The following is a 17,457-nucleotide window of genomic DNA, read 5'->3' as shown; positions in this document are numbered from 1 at the left end:
GAATTCCCAATTAAAAATCGATATTTGGAAGAAATAAATACAGATAAGGCACCGATAGTAAGGTTTCAAAATAATAATCAAACGGATTAACCTTGGGAGGTAAAACTTCGTTTGAAGGTAATATACAGAAAGCCAGTATCTGGTTTTAACACACAAATAAGCTGTAAAAGGCTAAAGGTGTTAATTTATTGAAAATAGCAACAATGAGCTTTTTAGATCAAATTGATAACATTAAATTACCCCAACATATTGCCATTATCATGGATGGTAATGGTCGTTGGGCAAAGCAAAAAGGCAAACTTCGTGTATTTGGACACCAAAATGGCGTGAAAGCAGTGAGAGAGGCTTTAGAAGGATGTGTTAAGGCTAACATTAAATTTCTAACACTCTATGCATTCTCAGCCGAAAATTGGAATCGCCCAAAACTGGAAGTAATCGCGCTGATGGAGCTTTTGGTCTCCTCTTTAAAAAAGGAAATCAAGACATTTCAAGAAAATGGTGTCAGATTAAACGCTATCGGAGATATTAGCAAGCTTCCATCGAATGCACAAAAAAAGCTTCAGGAAACCATTGATGCTACCAAAGATAATACACACTGTACCCTAACCCTAGCGCTAAGCTATAGTTCCCGTCAAGAAATTGTGGAAGCAACCCGAAATCTGGCTAAAAAAGTTAAAGCAGGAGAATTGAGCATAGAAGAGATCAACGATGACATTTTCTCCGCCAATCTCTACACCCGAGACCTACCAGATCCAGATTTATTGATCAGAACTAGTGGAGAACTTCGGATTAGTAATTTCCTTCTTTGGCAAATTGCTTATTCTGAACTGTGCTTCTTAGACAAGATGTGGCCAGAGTTTACAAAAGAAGATTTATATAAATCAATCGTAGAATATCAGCAACGAGAAAGAAGGTTTGGAAAAACAAGTGAGCAGTTATAAATGATTTTATTAAATTTGTCAACTGATTTGAATAAAAAACAAGCTGGTTAAAATTTTCTTAATTAACAAAAATTAACAACTGATTGGTGTACTTTAGCGCCAATAATTAAAGATAAATGAAGCGTATACTACCCGTAATACTATTTTTTGGTCTCTCATCAATGCAACTTGTCTATGGACAGCAAAATGGTGCGTTCAACTTAAATGACCCCGAAAAAATCAGTTATCTCAACCCTAAAAACTATGTAATTAGCGCTGTTGATGTAACCGGAACACAATTTTTGGATAAGAATGTATTAATTACCATATCTAAATTGTCTGTAGGTCAATATTTGGAAGTACCAAGTGAGGCGACTGCGAAAGTAGTAAAAGACATGATGGCTCAAGGCCTCTTCGACGATGTCGAATTATGGGCAGAAAAAATTGAAGGCGAAAATATCTTTTTGACCATCCGTGTAGTAGAACGTCCCCGTTTGACACGTATTGATATTAACGGACTAAGCAAAAGCCAAACCGAAGAAGTCCGTAAACGTTTAAATAGTAATACAGGTAAAATTGTCAATGAAAACTTGATGAATACCACTCGTGCAACCATTCAACGGTTTCTAAAAGAAAAAGCTTTTTTATATCCAGAAATTACACTAAAAACAGTTAAGGATTCAGCGCAAGCTAACAACGAAATCCTAATTGCTGATGTGGATAAAAAACATAAGGTAAGAGTCAAAGAAATGACCTTTACAGGCAACGAACATTTTTCTCAAAAAGATCTACGGAAAATGGCAAAGCCGATCAAGCAAAAAATGTGGTACCGCGTATTTGGTCCAGGCAAATTCAAAGAAGAAAAATACAAAGAAGGTAAAGAAAACCTGATCAAAAAAATGGCCGCCAAAGGTTACCGCGATGCTGAGATCTTAAAAGATACGATCATCCGAGATGGCGAAAAAAATGTATTGGTAAAATTTGATATTTATGAGGGTCCTAAATATTATGTGGGTAATATTGTATGGACAGGAAATGCCAAGTATTCGGACACCCTATTAAATAAAATTTTAGGAATCAAACGTGGTGATGTCTTCTCGGAAGAAAAACTAAGTACTAAATTGTTGGGTGGAGGCAAAAATTCAGATGACATATCATCCATCTATATGAATGATGGTTATTTGACTTTCTCTGTAGACCCTGAGCAAACTCGTGTATATAACGACACCATCGATTTAAATTTGCGTGTATATGAAGGTGCACAGTATACAATCAACAATGTTATCGTAAAAGGTAATGATGTCACAAACGATCGGGTTGTATTACGTTCCATTTATACCAAACCAGGACAAAAATTCTCAAAAGAGCAAATTATGCGTAGTGTTCGTGAAATTGCACAATTGGGAAATTTTGATGAACAAAAAACAAATCCAGTTCCGAGCAATTTGAATTATGCGGAAGGAACAGTAGATATCGTTTATAATGTAACGGAGAAACCATCTGATCAGGTCGAACTTTCAGGAGGTTATGGAGCCGGACAGATCATAGGTACACTAGGTTTGACGTTCAATAACTTCTCTACAAGTAACTTCTTTGATAAAAGCTCATGGAAACCACTACCTCGTGGTGATGGCCAAAAATTGAGTGTACGTGGTCAAACATCAGGTAAACGTTATCAATCCTATAGCTTCTCTTTCTCGGAACCTTGGTTGGGCGGAAAAAAACCAATCTACTTTGGTTTGAGTGCTTACACCTCTAGTTCATCGTATGGTGGGTTCAACTACTATACAGGTGAGCAGATCGTAAAAGATTCGGAATTAAACCGTATTTGGATGACGGGTATTACCGCGACTTTAGGTAAACGCCTACAGTGGCCAGACAACTGGTTCCAAGCCAATACCTCATTGTCTTTCCAACGGTATAAACTTCAGAATTATGGTAACTATTTCTTGTTTGATAACGGTACAGCATACAATATCAACTTAACACAAGAATTTAGCCGTAACTCGATTGATGCGCCAATTTACCCTACTTCGGGTTCGAATATCAAATTCTCTGTGCAGTTAACGCCACCTTATTCATTATTCAATAATATTGATTATAAGAATGGTACACCTCAAGATCGTTACCGCTGGACTGAGTATCACAAATGGAAATTCGATTCACAATGGTATGCAAAAATTGTTGGGAAATTAGTTTTCAAAGCTCAGGCACAGTTTGGTTTCTTAGGAAAATATTCAAGCAAAACAGAAATTTCTACTTTCGAGCGATTCAAGGTCGGTGGTGACGGTATGCAAGGATTCGATTACCTTCAAGGTTCTGAGATCATCGCGATGCGTGGTTATGCAAATGGTGTAATTATCCCAGAGGGTACTCAAAATGTAAACGTAGCACGAAACTCAGGTAGCCCAATCTATACCAAGTATCAAATGGAATTGCGTCACCCCGTTATGTTAAATGACCAAGCAACAGTATATGTACTGGCATTTGCGGAAGCAGGTAACACTTGGAACAAATTCACAGAATACAACCCATTTAAGGTTCGTCGTTCGGCAGGTGTAGGTGCACGTATCTTCCTACCTATCTTCGGTATGTTGGGTATTGACTACGGTCACGCATTCGACCCTATTCCAGGATTACCAAGCAGTACGTGGAAACAGAACTTCACGTTCAGTATTATGCAAAATATGGGCGGATTTTAACCGAGGTTGATCCAATCACTAAGATATATCCTTATCGGGATAAAAAAGCTATCTGCAGTTTCTGCGATAGCTTTTTTTATATACACCAACAAAATTATTTATTCGATTTAACGCAGAATATATCATAAATCTTCCTATATTGAAGCGAGCTTGTTTTTTAGCTGCAAAGGTTAGCCATATAGCCCCCTTTGAAAAGGTATAACGAGAATCGCCTAACAAGTTAAATAGTGTTAAACCCGAGAAATATCTGTTAGATTGCATCTTTTTTGTTATTTTTGAGCCGTAAATTTATTTAAGGCGGCTTCTCAGATTAAACTTTTGGGCTTGTCCATTGTCATAAAGTAAATTAATGTTAAATAATAAATTATAGTCTATAAAACTTACAGGAAATATGAAAAAAATATTGTTAGTTATAGCTTTTGTAGTCGTGAGTGCTACAGCGACATTTGCGCAACAGCTTGCATATGTAGATTCAGAATATATCCTAAAACACATTCCCGAATATACCACTGCCCAAAAACAATTAGATGATCTTTCTAAACAATGGCAGGAAGAGGTAGATCAAAAATATGCTGAAATAGAGAAGTTATATCAGGCTTATCAAAAGGATCAAGTTTTGTTAAACGAGGATATGCGTCGTCGTCGTGAGGATGAAATCGTTACCAGAGAAAAAGAGGTAAAAGATTATCAAAAACAAAAATTCGGATTTGAAGGTGAACTTTTCAAAAGACGGGTTCAATTGGTTAAACCTATTCAAGACCGCGTAGCAAAAGCAATTCAAGAAGTTGCCTCAGCACAGAATTTTGATTTCATCATGGACAAAGGCAAAGAGTCCACTTTCCTTTATGCGAATTCAAAATTGAACAAAAGTAATGATGTCATTACAAAATTAGGCTATAAACCTAATCCCAGTCTTGCAAACTAAGCAGGAGTTTATTATCATTGTGGACACAAGTAATAAAAGTAGTAATTAATTAGAAAACTAAAAAGATTGCCATAGAGATGGCGTATTAGATTAAAATGAAAAGCATGAAAAACTTATTAAAAGGTGCGGTTGCTATAGTGGCAGTATTTTTCTCAACTCAATTCGCAAATGCGCAGCAAAAAATTGGTCACATCAATTTTGCTGAAATCATTTCAGCCACTTCAGATTATAAAACAGCTGAAGGTCAATTGAAAACATTGAGTGAGACTAAAACAAAGGAAATTCAAGGGATGGTGACGATGTTACAGGCCAAACAAAAAGAAGGAACTGATAAATTACGTACTAGAAGTGAAGCGAACAAAGAAACACTAGATCCTGAACTTAATAAGTTAGGTCAAGAAATCCAAGATATGCAAACGCGTATTCAAACTTCACAACAAACGGCTCAAGAAGAGTTGCAAAAAAAAGAAGATGAGTTGATTACTCCTATTCAAAGAAAAGTAGCTGATGCTGTAAACGCAGTATCTAAAGAAAAAGGTATGGCTTATGTATTTGATATCTCAAGCACAAATATTCCTTATTTCCAAGGTGGCGAAGATTTGACTGCAGCTGTTAAGTCAAAACTAGGTATCTCAGCAACAGCAGCTCCTGCTGTACCAGCAAAAAAATAATAACATATTGTACACAATAAAAAAAGGGATTATTCACATGAATAATCCCTTTTTTTATTGCCCCTCCCCGCTATTCGTACATTAATATAATCCACTAGAAAACTCTCAAAATGATCATTTGGTGATCGAAAAAAATGGATTTATCAGTAGGAACAAAAATCTACAATACGATTTCTTGCTTTTACCAGCTAAAATTTAGATATTGTAGAAAAAATATACATCTACCCTAATGAAAACATCATGAGCTCAAATTTGTTTATTAACGAACGAATAGGATAACTCATGGAAGCTTCATTGCTAAAAATGGTTTTATTCGTATGAAATCATCATGAGCTTAAATTTAGCTCAAAGACTTACACGATTAAGTCTATGATAGTTTCATTCTTAGTAACACCGACAAAGGCTTGTATAAATGCCTTTGAGAACAAACTGGTAATGAATAAACAAAATTATTCTAATGAAAAAGAAAGTAACTGAGGATCATCCAAAGAAAGAAAGAAAAGTAACATCAGGTCCCATCCGAGACAAAGAACGTACCAAAGCACGGATGATCGCAGCGGTGGGAAAAGTCATCCAAAAGAAAGGCTACCATGCGCTGAACGGCCCGAATATTGCACTGGAGTGCGGCTTAAATAAAGCGCTCATCTGGAATTATTTTGGAGGTCTTGATCAATTGGTAGAAGCTTACTTAACACAAAAGGATTTTTGGCAAATCGGAGATAAAGGAGTTTTAGAACAAATGATATCAAATCCAAATGATATTGATGTAGCTTTGGTAAACGAATTACTTAAATCTCAGTTGAATACATTCTTAAAAGATAAAACTAAACAGAAAATCATCCATTGGGGACTGGGCGAGAAAACAAAAGCATTAAAAAATATAGCGGATAGACGCGAAGTTCTCGGTGAAGAATTGTTTAAACACTTTGATCCAAAATTTGAGAATTCTGAAACTGACATAAGGGCGACGCTTGCATTACTGGTCAGCGGAATTTACTACTTAGCGCTACAGGCTAAATCGACAGGCAGTACTTTCTGCGGTATCGATATCAATACAGAAGAAGGGAAAACCCGTATTGAAAAAACTGTCGAAAAAATTCTTAAGCAAGCATTTGCTGATATAGATTAATTATCCAAATAATATTTGCTTCCAAGAAATTGCTTTGGTTTCTTGGAGGCTTCTTTACTGATCCTCCCTTTCCTATTCATTTTTTTTAGAAAATTAGCTGCTCAATCCTATTTTTTGATTTATTTTTATTATGTTAGCATAACAAAAATATTATAGTATATTTGTTATGTAACCATTATTCGAGCATATGATAGGTCAACTAATATTTGCAGTTTGTTTTTTAGGTGCATTATTTTTCTTTGGTAAAAATGCACGACAGATCTATAGTAATATCAAGTTAGGTAGGGATTTAGATCGTTCCGACAGGGCTTCAGAACGTTGGAAAACAATGTTTTTGGTTGCATTAGGACAGAAAAAGATGTTTAAGCGGATTATTCCTGCCATCCTACACTTATTTGTCTATTTAGGTTTCGTTATTATTAATATCGAAATGTTGGAAATCATTATCGACGGTTTATTCGGAACTCATCGGGTATTTTCTTTTTTAGGAGGCTTCTATAACTTTTTGATTGGTTCATTTGAATGGTTAGCACTTGGTGTACTATTGTCCTGTGTGATCTTCCTTATTCGAAGAAATGTCGTCAAAGTAACTCGCCTGAATAGTAAAGAACTTAACAACTGGCCTAAAACGGATGCGAATATTATTTTGATTACAGAGATTCTGCTTATGTCGGCTTTCCTCCTAATGAATGCCACAGATCTCAAATTACAGCTTTATGGATTTGAACATTTTAATGCTGTTGGCTCCTTTCCGGTAAGTCATTATTTATTACCCTATCTTCCGACTTCTACGACCACGCTATACATGATCGAAAGATTTTGTTGGTGGTTCCATATATTAGGTGTATTAGCTTTTTTAAACTATCTGCCCTATTCAAAACATTTGCATATTGTTCTCGCTTTTCCAAATACGTATTTTTCAAACTTGGATGCCAAGGGGAAATTATCCAATATGACTGCTGTAACCAACGAAGTAAAAGCGATGCTTGATCCGAGCTTCACTCCGCCTTCTTCAGATGCCACAGCCCGATTTGGAGCCAAAGATGTTCAGGATCTAACATGGAAAAGCCTACTGGATGCCTATACGTGTACCGAATGTGGTCGCTGTACCTCCTCTTGTCCGGCCAATATCACAGGAAAACTGCTATCTCCGCGAAAAATAATGATGGATACAAGAGATAGACTAGCTGAAGTGGGCAATAACATCAAGACAAATGGCAGCTTCGTTGAGGATGGCAAGTCTCTTATCGATACCTATATCAGCCGAGAAGAATTGTGGGCATGTACAAGCTGCAATGCCTGCGTCGAGCAATGTCCTGTCAATATTAATCCATTGGACATTATCATCGAACTTCGTCGTTTTGCAGTTATGGAAGAATCTCAGGCTCCGGCAAGTATCAATAATATGTTTGGAAACATTGAGAATAATGGCGCTCCATGGAAATATGCGCAAATGGACCGTGCAAATTGGACTCAACAACAATAGTTTTAAGGATGGAAAATGAATTAAAAGTTCCAACAGTCGCAGAGCTGTTAGCTAAGGGAGAGATTCCCGATATATTATTTTGGGTGGGTTGTGCTGGTAGTTTTGATGAGCGTGCTCAAAAAATAACACGAGACATATGTCGGATTCTCCAGCATGTAGGGCTTAATTATGCGATTCTTGGAACAGAAGAAAGCTGCACCGGTGATCCCGCAAAAAGAAGTGGAAACGAATTTTTATTTCAAATGCAAGCCATGATGAATATCGAAGTATTGAATGGCTATGAAATCAAAAAGATTGTAACCGCATGTCCACACTGTTTTAATACGCTTAAAAATGAATACCCTGCCTTAGGTGGTAACTACGAAGTCATTCATCATACCCAATTGATCCAGGATCTCATCGATAATGGTAAATTAAAACCGGCTGACAATAATATATTTAAGGGTAAGAAAATAACCTATCATGACCCTTGTTATCTGGGGCGAGCAAATGAAGTCTATGAAGCACCTCGAAAAGTGCTTGAAAGTCTAGATGCGCAACTTGTTGAATTGAAGCGTTGCAGAAGCAATGGTTTATGTTGCGGTGCTGGTGGTGGCCAAATGTTTAAAGAACCCGAACAAGGCAAAAAAGATATTAATATTGAACGTATTGAAGAGGTAATTGCAATACAACCTCATGTTGTTGCCGCTGCTTGTCCTTTCTGTATGACAATGTTAAAGGATGGTGTTAAAATAAAGGAGAAAGAGTCCGAAATAGAAGTGCTCGACATTGCTGAAATAACAGCCCGTGCAAATAAACTTTAAAAGTTTCGATTCAGAAATCACGAAATAAAATAAGAAAGGCTCGATCGGAAGATCGAGCCTCTTTTTGTTAAAAGGGGAACGGACACCCTTTCAACGCCGGGGAAACTAACCGCCATAGATACCTTACCGGTTAAAATAAAGATACCTATGAAACGGTTAGTGATGGGGTAAAATATGTTACCCCATCAGTCAAACCAACGATTAACCATTTCAAAAGTAGAGTTCATTTTCCAAGTAGATATTGATAATTTCCTAGAAAATGTTGATCAAATCCTAACTATGGAAAAAAAAACAAAGATTTTAAGCACAATGAGGCTGCAATTCTAAAATTTGCAACCTCATAGGCAGTTTTTAATAAAGAAAAAATAAGATAATCAGGATAGTCTGAAAGGCTAGCGCATTGGCTTTACGCCACTCAACATAAATAATCCACCTTCTTCTTCAGGTTTCGAATAGATTTTATTGTGAACTTCATTATCAGTTTTTAAATCAATGAAGCCCACTTTATCCAATAGATATAAATCTCTTTCCGGTCGGCTATGTTTACTTATATCCAAGTTGGATTTGATGGCATTTGCCTCCTCCATAATTTCTTTAGGATATCTTTCATGCCCCTCTTGACTGAAAACTGTCGCTCCGAAATCGCCGTCAAAATTTATAAACATTCCTCCAGGCTTCAATACCCGAAATATTTCACTATAACATTTAAATAAATCTGGAATCGTCCAAGTCAAAAGACGTGTAAAAACAAGATCAAATTTATCATCATCAAATGCCAAATTTTGAGCATCCATTACATGATAATCCACTGTTAGATTTAATGCATCAGAAACCTGTTTTGCTTCATTTATCATGTTTGGTGAGAGATCAATAGCGGTCACCGCAAAGCCTGCCTTGGTCATAATATTACCAAAGTATCCTGAAGCAGTCCCTATCTCCAAAATACTCTTTCCCCCCAACTTTGGGTCAAGCAATATTTCTTCAAAGAAATTCAACCAATTTGCCGTTTCTGGTTGGGACCAGGCCTCCTCTTTCTCTTCACGCCAAATCTTACTCTGCTTGTCCCAATACGATGTAATCCTGTTAATTATCATAATAAATCTATAATTTTATCAGCTTTTTGCTTTCCATAAAGATGGGTAATAATTTCTTCAACCTGCCCCTTCTGATCTAATTGCTTATCCCCATACGCCCAATGATGTATTGCCGTTGCTGTACAAAGCGCTTTCAAGGTATGTGGGTTGTAGGCAAACATTGGCAACAGATTAAAAATCTGCTTCTCCTTTATCGCAGGAATATCCGCAAACTCCTTTCGTTTATAAAATAATTGTGGACTATCGTTCCACATGACAATCATATCAGGGTTCCAACCGATCAATGTTTCCGCGTTAATATTCGGCTGATCCAACTCAAAAGGACAGACATTTTCGACCCCGGCCATTTCCAGACAGGTGTGCATCATGCTCTTCGTACCTGTTGTCGAAAAAATACGACCATAGGCCCAAGTAAAATATACCCGTCGTTTCTTTGCAATCGTATCAGAAGTTTTTTTGATGAGTTCCTCTTTCTGCTTTACATAGGAAATCAACTCCATCCCCCTTTCTGTGCTAGCTGTAAGTGTTGCAATATCCTCCACCGTTTTAAACACCTCCGATTTCAATTCGGCTTTCGTTGCATACACCTTCATTCCAGCATTTCGTAAGCCCTCTATCAGATCCGCCTGACCAGCATGTACAATTACTAAATCTGGACTGAGTCCGACAATCTGTTCAACGCTTCCCTGATTATTTGTCCCTACTACAGGTAATTTCCGTTCCAAGATTCTTGCGTCCATTTTCGAAAAGATGGGAAATAGTTCATCACTGGAATAAACATCATTAAATAGCCCAACAATTCTAGGTTCTGCCTGCAGCATATATAGCGCGTCCAATCCAGGTTCGTATAAACATACGATACGTTCCGCGGGTTTCTCTAGCGCAATAAGATGTCCTTGCGCATCGGTGACCTCTACAGCCGCTCCATTCGCTTTTTCTTTTTGATTTTCGCCGCTACAGCCTATCCAAATAGGAAATAGGATCACTATAAGCTTTTTTATAAAATTTATTTTCATCGTTTTTTACAGATTTATTCCCAATGAGAGCCTTGCATGTATAGGTGCCATTTGTACCCAATAGTACATATTTCCGCTACCATTACGCCAAGCTGTAGAATACATTTTTTCGTTCAAGAGATTATTGACGATTAGATTAATACGGTACTTATCGTTGCTCCATCCTGCTCCGGCATCCAATCGAAAGATATCTTTGAGAGCGACAGGATTTGTTGATGTAAAACGCTCAGCTCGACCAACGAGCAACTGATATCCCAAGGATACTGTCAAACCTTTTACACGTTCGATAGGCAATAGATAATTCAACCAGGTATTGTGAATATGTTTTACCCGATTGGGTGTGGCCATCCCAATATTTTCGGGTTTCATTTCATCAGCAGAGATTTTAGAATCCGTGTAAGCATAGTTGATCACCGCATTCAGGCCTTTTGCCAGTCTTCCCTTGAGGTCAAACTCAACTCCTCTTGATTTACTTTCCCCAGTCTGATAGATCAGATTGGATACTGGGTCAGGTGTGATCAAACGATTTCTTTCGATATGATAGACAGAAACACTTGTATTCCATTTTCCCTCCATCCAATCACGTTTAATCCCTAATTCATAGTTTACTCCTTTTAATGGTTTTAACGCGGTACCATCCACGGAAATCCCCGCTTGTGGCAAATAACTCTGGTCATGTAAGAAATAGAGCGAAGTGTTTTGATCCAATGCATAATTGATTCCCAATCGTGGGGTTAAAACAACATCTTCAGAATTACTCTTTGCACCATAATCATTTGTTTTGCCATTCGATGCAGTGACACGTAAACCGAGAGAAACCCGTAGTTTTTCATCCAGAAAAAGTAATTCATCCATTGCATAAGCCGAAATATAGAAAAGTCGTCGGTGTATTTTACTTCCCTCGGACGTAAAATCATTCTCCGAAGCAAAATCGCCGCCTATACCTGTATTAAGTATTGTTTCCGAGTACTGTGGATTCGTAATGGACAGCGGATAGACGGTTGTCGCGGTGCCCCATGTATCCCAACTTCGGGATGATTTATTATTGATATCAATTCCAGTGATGATACGGTGGCCGACATTTCCAGTTTTAAAATATCCATTCAGGTAAGCCTGCGTAGAAAAGATACCGTACTTATTCGAATCGTAAACTAGATTTCTATCCAAAATATCCTTATTCTCGGCATTCGCACCATTCACCCAAAACAACGTACCATTATAGCCACTACGGATATACGCCAATTTTGTTGTCAATTGCCAATCACTCTTAAATCTATGTTGAAATGTCAGAAATACATTATGGTCATTACCTACAAAAGGTCGTATACTAGGGTCAGTAATGGTAAAATCTTTCGGGAGTGTACCATAACCGTAAGGGGACATCTGTGCTTCACTGAGGAGAAGATAGTTCAATTGTTGATAGATGTATTCGGCCGTTATCGAAGTGCGCTCACTAAATTGATATTTTAATGAGGGCGCAAACAGCAATCTATTATTTCGATCATGTTTAAGAAATCCATTACCACGCATGCCCATGACATTTAAACGGTATTGGACTTTATTGCTCTTATCCAGTTGCCCATCCAAATCTACAGCGGCACGCAACAAACCAAAACTTCCTGTTAACAAATCGAAACTCCTTTTGGTTTCTCCAGTCGGTTTTTTTGTAATGATGTTATAGGAACCGGATGGGTCACTAATCGCATTCATAAAACCACTGGGGCCCTTTACAAATTCCACGCGCTCAATAATTGCCAGATCATCGGCTATTGGCCCCTTACCTAATGGACGCATATCCACGCCATTGCGTTGTGCACTGATATAGCCTCCACGCGAATATATATCAGGGGATATACCATTGTGTAATTCCTCTCTAAAAGTGCCACTTACGTTTCGCGTAGCACTCTCATTTAGGTTCAATACTGCCTGATCCCGAAAAATCTCGCTATTAATGACCTGAATATGCTGTGGTGCTTTCAATAAAGATGTTTCTAAGCGCAATGCCTCAGACAACTGTTTGGGATTATACCGCTTGTAATACTTAGAGGTGATTTCTATTTCATCAATTTTCAACAACTTTAAGGTGTCAGATGAAATAGTCTGTGCATTGAGACAAAAAGGAGCAGCAAGTAATAAAGGTGTAACAAGGCCTTTGAATTGTAACATAATTAGATAAAGAATTTTTGTTACAAAAATCCAAAAACAACATTAAAACTCAATAAGAACAATCTTAATAAACCATAAGAGTAATATTAAGATTGTCTTAGAAATTAAGTAGCCATTAAAACAATAAGATCCGCTCAGATCTCATTTTTGTCAATCCATTTCGTTACCTCCGGCGCCGCATAATTTTCCATCTTATCTAATAGATCTTCAATTGAGTCGCTTATCAACAGCATTTCTCTATTCTCCTGTTTTAAAAGTCCCTCAACAACCATATGATCCATAAATTTGATCAAATGATCATAAAACCCATTAATATTTAATATTCCCACCGGTTTACGATGCAGACCGAGTTGTCCCCAGGTAGTCATTTCAAAAAGTTCCTCAAGGGTTCCGAATCCTCCAGGCAAAGCTATTATTCCTTCAGCATGATCATTCATGATTCGTTTACGATCATGCATACTATCCACTGTAATTAATTTTGTTACTCCACGATGTTCTCTTTCTTTTGAGTTTAGAAAGTGGGGAATTACACCAACGACCTCACCACCTTTTTCTAAAACGGCATTTGCAACCACGCCCATTAATCCTGCGCGGCCACCTCCGTACACCAGCTGAACGTTTCGCTGCGCAAACGTATAACCTACATATTTTGCCTGATCTTCATATATGCTGGAGTTGCCTAAACTGGAAGCACAAAACACAACAATGCTTTTGATTTTATTCATATACAAGTATAAAAAATTAAGCTACCTAAATCCATTTTTTCAGCAATTTAAATATTATTTTTTTCTCTGTATATGGTGGATAAATCAATGTAGAAAGTGCATATCTAGATTGACGCATCACAGCGCGTTCATGTGAAAATGCCTTGAAGCCAAAAAAACCATGGCAACTCCCCTGCCCGCTACCATTAACGCCACCAAATGGTAAGTGAGGATTGGAAACATGGATAAGTACATCATTGATACAAACACCACCTGATGCTACTTGCTGTACAATCTGTTGGATACTATGCTTGTTTTCGCTAAATACATACAATGCAAGTGGCTTTTCACCTCGATTTACAATAGCAATCGCTTCCTCCAATTTCCCATAGGTTATCACTGGAAGGATAGGTCCAAAGATTTCCTCTCCCATGATCGCATTATCCAATGAAACATCTAATAACAATGTCGGACTCAAGGTTAAGTCCTCCGACAGTACACCTCCTTCAACTAATCGGGCTCCTCCTTGGACCGAGTTCCTGATCAAAGCAACGAGACGATCAGCATGCCTCTGGTTGATAATTTTCGCGTAGACAGTAGGATCTATTTTACCGTCTATTGTAAAAAACATCTTTTTTACAGCATTTAAATAATACCTTACAAATTCGTCCCGCTCCCTTTCAGGAATAAGAACATAATCTGGCGCAATACAAGTCTGACCAGCATTGATCAATTTTCCCCAGGCCACTTTATTTGCAGCCTTTTCGAGATGAGCTGTTTCATCCAATATGACCGGTGATTTCCCTCCGAGCTCCAAGGTAACCGAACTCAAATGGGCGGAGGCTGATTTCATAATCTGTTTACCCACGATAGAACTTCCGGTAAAGAAAATATGGTCAAAAGGAAGCTTCAAGAGAGTTTCCGCTGTAGATTTTTCACCCGTTATGCAAACAACTTCTTTCACATCAAATGATTCGGATATCATCTTATGAATCACTACTGCTGTGTGTGGACTATGTTCAGAGGGTTTCAGTACGATGCAATTGCCAGCAGCAATCGCAGACACCAAGGGGCTCATCGTAAGCTGAAAGGGGTAATTCCAGGGCGATATAATCAGAACCACACCTTTGGGTTGGTAGACGATCGAACTTTTTGCCAGCAAGTTTGTCACCGATCTCCCTACGCGTTTGGGCCGCATCCATTTTTGCAAATGGCGAATAGCAAAATCGATTTCACCATAGATAAATAGTACCTCACTTATTGCGGCCTCATTTCTTGATTTACGCAAATCTTTCGCTAATGCATCATAAATTAAATCTTCGTTACTTTCAATCGCACAACGCAATTTACGCAGCTTTTTTATCCGTTGCCGGGCATCACTCTGTCGTAGTTCGATTTGAAAGAGTTGCTGTTGCTGAAATATTGAATCTATTTGCTCAATCATGCTGTTCTAATTAATATAAATTGAAAGGTGATGATATTTTTATTTTTTCTTGGGCATATTATCTATCCATTGGCGGATCAAATCCACACCTTCCTTATGGATAATACTTCGGGCCAATTCGGGCATTGCCGTCCCCGGTTCGGTACTATTCATCCGATAAAGCAAGATCGAATGCTTGGAATCTCCGGGTATTATATCAAAGTTTAGACCACCAGCCCCTCCTCCGGCAGATACAGGTGCTTTATCCACACCGAGATGCGCAGATGTGTTCTCCTCATAATTGAGAAATAACCCTGTATTAAATGCGTCACCACCTTTCGTATGACAATGTGCGCAATTGACGTCCAAATAAGCTCTGGCACGTTCTTCAATACTGTATTTTTCTCTATCGGTCCATACGGGCAGTTGTGAAATATTCTTTAAGTCGGGCATATTTTTCAACAATCCCAGCGAACTCCAACGGGTCAATTGGTTGACAGAATCGCCCGCACGCACAAAATTCAGATTGCGCGCTTTAGGACCTATTGGCATTAGTTTCGATGCATTATTATGACAACGTTTACAATCATTGGTATTCGGCACCATATAATTTGTTGTATGTTTATTGCCGGAGTTATCGACTAAAGTAATCGCTAGTTTCGATCCCCTAATATGTTTAACCGCATCTGTTTGCTCCGTATTCCAAAGGTAATTCATGACTTTCCAATTATGATCTATTGGATCTTTAACCAACAAGCGGGTTTCAATGACGACCTTTTGTCCCTGAACATTGATATAGGAGAAATTTTTAACAATTATGGTTGAATCAGGAAAATCCAAAGGTCCCTGTGCAGTATATTCAATTGATTTTCCCTGTGGTAGAACAATAAAACGATCTTTAACCGTATAGTCAGAAAACAGAGGTGTACTTAGCTCGTACGGAAGCACCCCTTCTTGCGGTAATAGACTACTTAGCTTTCCCTTGAAAAACCCATAATCAGATAGTTTTTCTTTAAATACGAAAGATGTATTGGTTTGTTCTGATTTATTCTTTCCCTGTCGGCAGCTTTGTTGCAAAGTCAAGGAGAATATAATCAAAACGATGATAACACCAATGGTCAATTTTATATTTTTCACGGTTATTTACATTGAAATGGTTTCACATTACTTGACGGTTTCCATTTATCTGCTTGCCCCGCATGTTTAAAATCTGCCGAAACAAACATATTTTCACCGGGCTGGTCAATACAAATAGAATCTGGATTTAAGGAAGTACCATTGGTCATAATGTTGCTGGTGATTCCATCGTACAGGATCGCAGGGATTCTTTTCACCGAACGATTGGGTTCAACGGCATTCAGCTGTGCTTCAGTAGCAATAATTAACTGACCAATACGATGTTCATAAGCCGGTTGTGGGAACTTGTCTTCCATCTTTATGGTATTGCCATGGATCTTAATATGAGTCGGTATTGGCGAGTAATTGGCATTGATACGTTCAGCAGCTTTTTCATCTACAGCAAAACCAGAAGCTATAGTAATCGCCGAAGTATTATTTTTTTCAATCGTATTATCATATATTTCGATATTTGAGGTGGAAAGGATAATAATTCCACTTCCGGGAGAGGCGTTTCCTACCCCCCAAAAAGTTCCAAAACTTCCTCCTTTCGCAAAATTCTTGAAATTGTTATCATAGATCTTGTTACGATAGGCTTTCACATGACCACCTCGCTGCGATAGATCAGGTAGATCAAAAATCAAAAAACCTGCTGTATTGCCATAAAACTCATTGTCATATACCTCAGCATCTGTTGTATTTTCAATTTCACAGCCAGCTACATTTTTGGATGCCTTACAATTTTTCACCACTACGCCCTTGGTCTGCCCTACATAGATACCGGCATCAGAAGCGCCCTCAGCATAGCAATTCTCAATCAAAACATTCTTACAGAGTACAGGATAAATTCCATATCCACCGCTGGTGGAATCAGCCGAACTCCATATACTATGTAGATCTGCAATAATGATGTCCTGACTGTTGTTTATCTTCAATAAATCACCCTTTGAATCCCGGATCGTCATATTTCCGATGGTTAGTCCTTTGACATCAGTGATACGAATCCCCTCGCCTCCCTGTGTCTGCCCCGAAAAATCCACAATTGTTTTATCATGCCCATCGCCGTCGATTTTAATATGATTTACCTGGGCGATACTCAGGTTTTCAAAACGATATTTACCTGCTTTCAAGTGTATATTGGTACTATCTTTAATCGACAGAAAAGCCTCTTCAATCGCTTCCTCCTGCCCCGGACCAAAAGTCAACACATTATAATCTGTACCTTGTTGATTCTTACAGCTCCAAAAGATGAGTCCGATGAACACCATTATGAGCCTGTTTTTTACATGTCTTTTCATGATT

Annotated in this window: 14 protein-coding genes; 7 read left to right on the top strand and 7 right to left on the bottom strand. The window is 38.1% G+C overall.

What is annotated here, in order from left to right; all coding sequences use genetic code 11:
* The first annotated feature begins 203 nt into the window (after positions 1-203).
* The 7 genes from DFQ12_RS18960 (at position 204) to DFQ12_RS18930 (ending at position 8,636) form a co-directional block, all read left to right on the top strand.
* Entirely contained in the window at positions 204-941 is a 738-nt protein-coding gene (locus DFQ12_RS18960) for an isoprenyl transferase (protein WP_120260630.1), read from the top strand.
* Positions 942-1,057: 116 nt separating this feature from the next.
* Complete coding sequence (gene bamA, locus DFQ12_RS18955) at positions 1,058-3,622, top strand: outer membrane protein assembly factor BamA (RefSeq protein WP_120260629.1); 2,565 nt, start codon at positions 1,058-1,060, stop codon at positions 3,620-3,622.
* Between the two features lie 391 nt (positions 3,623-4,013).
* Positions 4,014-4,547, top strand: a complete 534-nt coding sequence (locus DFQ12_RS18950; protein ID WP_120260628.1) for an OmpH/Skp family outer membrane protein — start codon at positions 4,014-4,016, stop codon at positions 4,545-4,547.
* A 104-nt stretch (positions 4,548-4,651) separates the two neighbouring features.
* Positions 4,652-5,218 carry an OmpH/Skp family outer membrane protein gene (locus DFQ12_RS18945; RefSeq protein WP_120261005.1) on the top strand — a complete coding sequence of 189 codons (567 nt, stop codon included), beginning with the start codon at positions 4,652-4,654 and terminating at the stop codon, positions 5,216-5,218.
* Positions 5,219-5,675: 457 nt separating this feature from the next.
* Entirely contained in the window at positions 5,676-6,347 is a 672-nt protein-coding gene (locus tag DFQ12_RS18940; RefSeq protein WP_120260627.1) for a TetR/AcrR family transcriptional regulator, read from the top strand.
* 187 nt (positions 6,348-6,534) lie between these two features.
* A complete protein-coding gene (locus tag DFQ12_RS18935; protein ID WP_120260626.1) occupies positions 6,535-7,833 on the top strand; it encodes a 4Fe-4S dicluster domain-containing protein in 1,299 nt (432 codons plus the stop codon).
* A gap of 8 nt (positions 7,834-7,841) precedes the next feature.
* Positions 7,842-8,636, top strand: coding sequence for a (Fe-S)-binding protein (locus DFQ12_RS18930; RefSeq protein WP_120260625.1), 795 nt, complete (start codon positions 7,842-7,844; stop codon positions 8,634-8,636).
* A 392-nt stretch (positions 8,637-9,028) separates the two neighbouring features.
* Here the strand turns inward: DFQ12_RS18930 and DFQ12_RS18925 are convergent, their stop codons facing one another.
* The 7 genes from DFQ12_RS18925 to DFQ12_RS18895 all read right to left on the bottom strand — a co-directional run bounded on the left by DFQ12_RS18925 (position 9,029) and on the right by DFQ12_RS18895 (position 17,453).
* Positions 9,029-9,730: a class I SAM-dependent methyltransferase gene (locus tag DFQ12_RS18925; protein ID WP_120260624.1), complete on the bottom strand. Its 702-nt coding sequence runs from the start codon at positions 9,728-9,730 to the stop codon at positions 9,029-9,031.
* Positions 9,727-10,746: an ABC transporter substrate-binding protein gene (locus DFQ12_RS18920; RefSeq protein ID WP_120260623.1), complete on the bottom strand. Its 1,020-nt coding sequence runs from the start codon at positions 10,744-10,746 to the stop codon at positions 9,727-9,729. Before DFQ12_RS18920 ends, DFQ12_RS18925 begins: the two co-directional genes overlap by 4 nt.
* Positions 10,747-10,752: 6 nt before the next feature.
* Positions 10,753-12,912 carry a TonB-dependent siderophore receptor gene (locus DFQ12_RS18915; protein WP_120260622.1) on the bottom strand — a complete coding sequence of 720 codons (2,160 nt, stop codon included), beginning with the start codon at positions 12,910-12,912 and terminating at the stop codon, positions 10,753-10,755.
* Positions 12,913-13,046: 134 nt separating this feature from the next.
* The gene (locus tag DFQ12_RS18910) at positions 13,047-13,637 is read right to left on the bottom strand and encodes an LOG family protein (RefSeq protein WP_120260621.1); all 591 of its coding nucleotides are present in this window, start codon (positions 13,635-13,637) and stop codon (positions 13,047-13,049) included.
* Between the two features lie 25 nt (positions 13,638-13,662).
* Positions 13,663-15,060 (bottom strand): aldehyde dehydrogenase family protein, encoded by a 1,398-nt coding sequence (locus DFQ12_RS18905; protein WP_120260620.1) that lies wholly within the window; start codon positions 15,058-15,060, stop codon positions 13,663-13,665.
* Positions 15,061-15,099: 39 nt separating this feature from the next.
* Positions 15,100-16,176, bottom strand: a complete 1,077-nt coding sequence (locus DFQ12_RS18900) for an SO2930 family diheme c-type cytochrome (RefSeq protein WP_167457310.1) — start codon at positions 16,174-16,176, stop codon at positions 15,100-15,102.
* A gap of 2 nt (positions 16,177-16,178) precedes the next feature.
* Positions 16,179-17,453, bottom strand: coding sequence for a parallel beta-helix domain-containing protein (locus DFQ12_RS18895; protein WP_120260618.1), 1,275 nt, complete (start codon positions 17,451-17,453; stop codon positions 16,179-16,181).
* Positions 17,454-17,457: the final 4 nt, after the last annotated feature.

It is taken from the genome of Sphingobacterium detergens (genome assembly GCF_003610355.1).
In the GTDB taxonomy this organism is placed as follows: domain Bacteria; phylum Bacteroidota; class Bacteroidia; order Sphingobacteriales; family Sphingobacteriaceae; genus Sphingobacterium; species Sphingobacterium detergens.
Note: the sequence above shows the minus strand (reverse complement) of the source record. Positions and strands in the feature narration are given on the sequence as shown.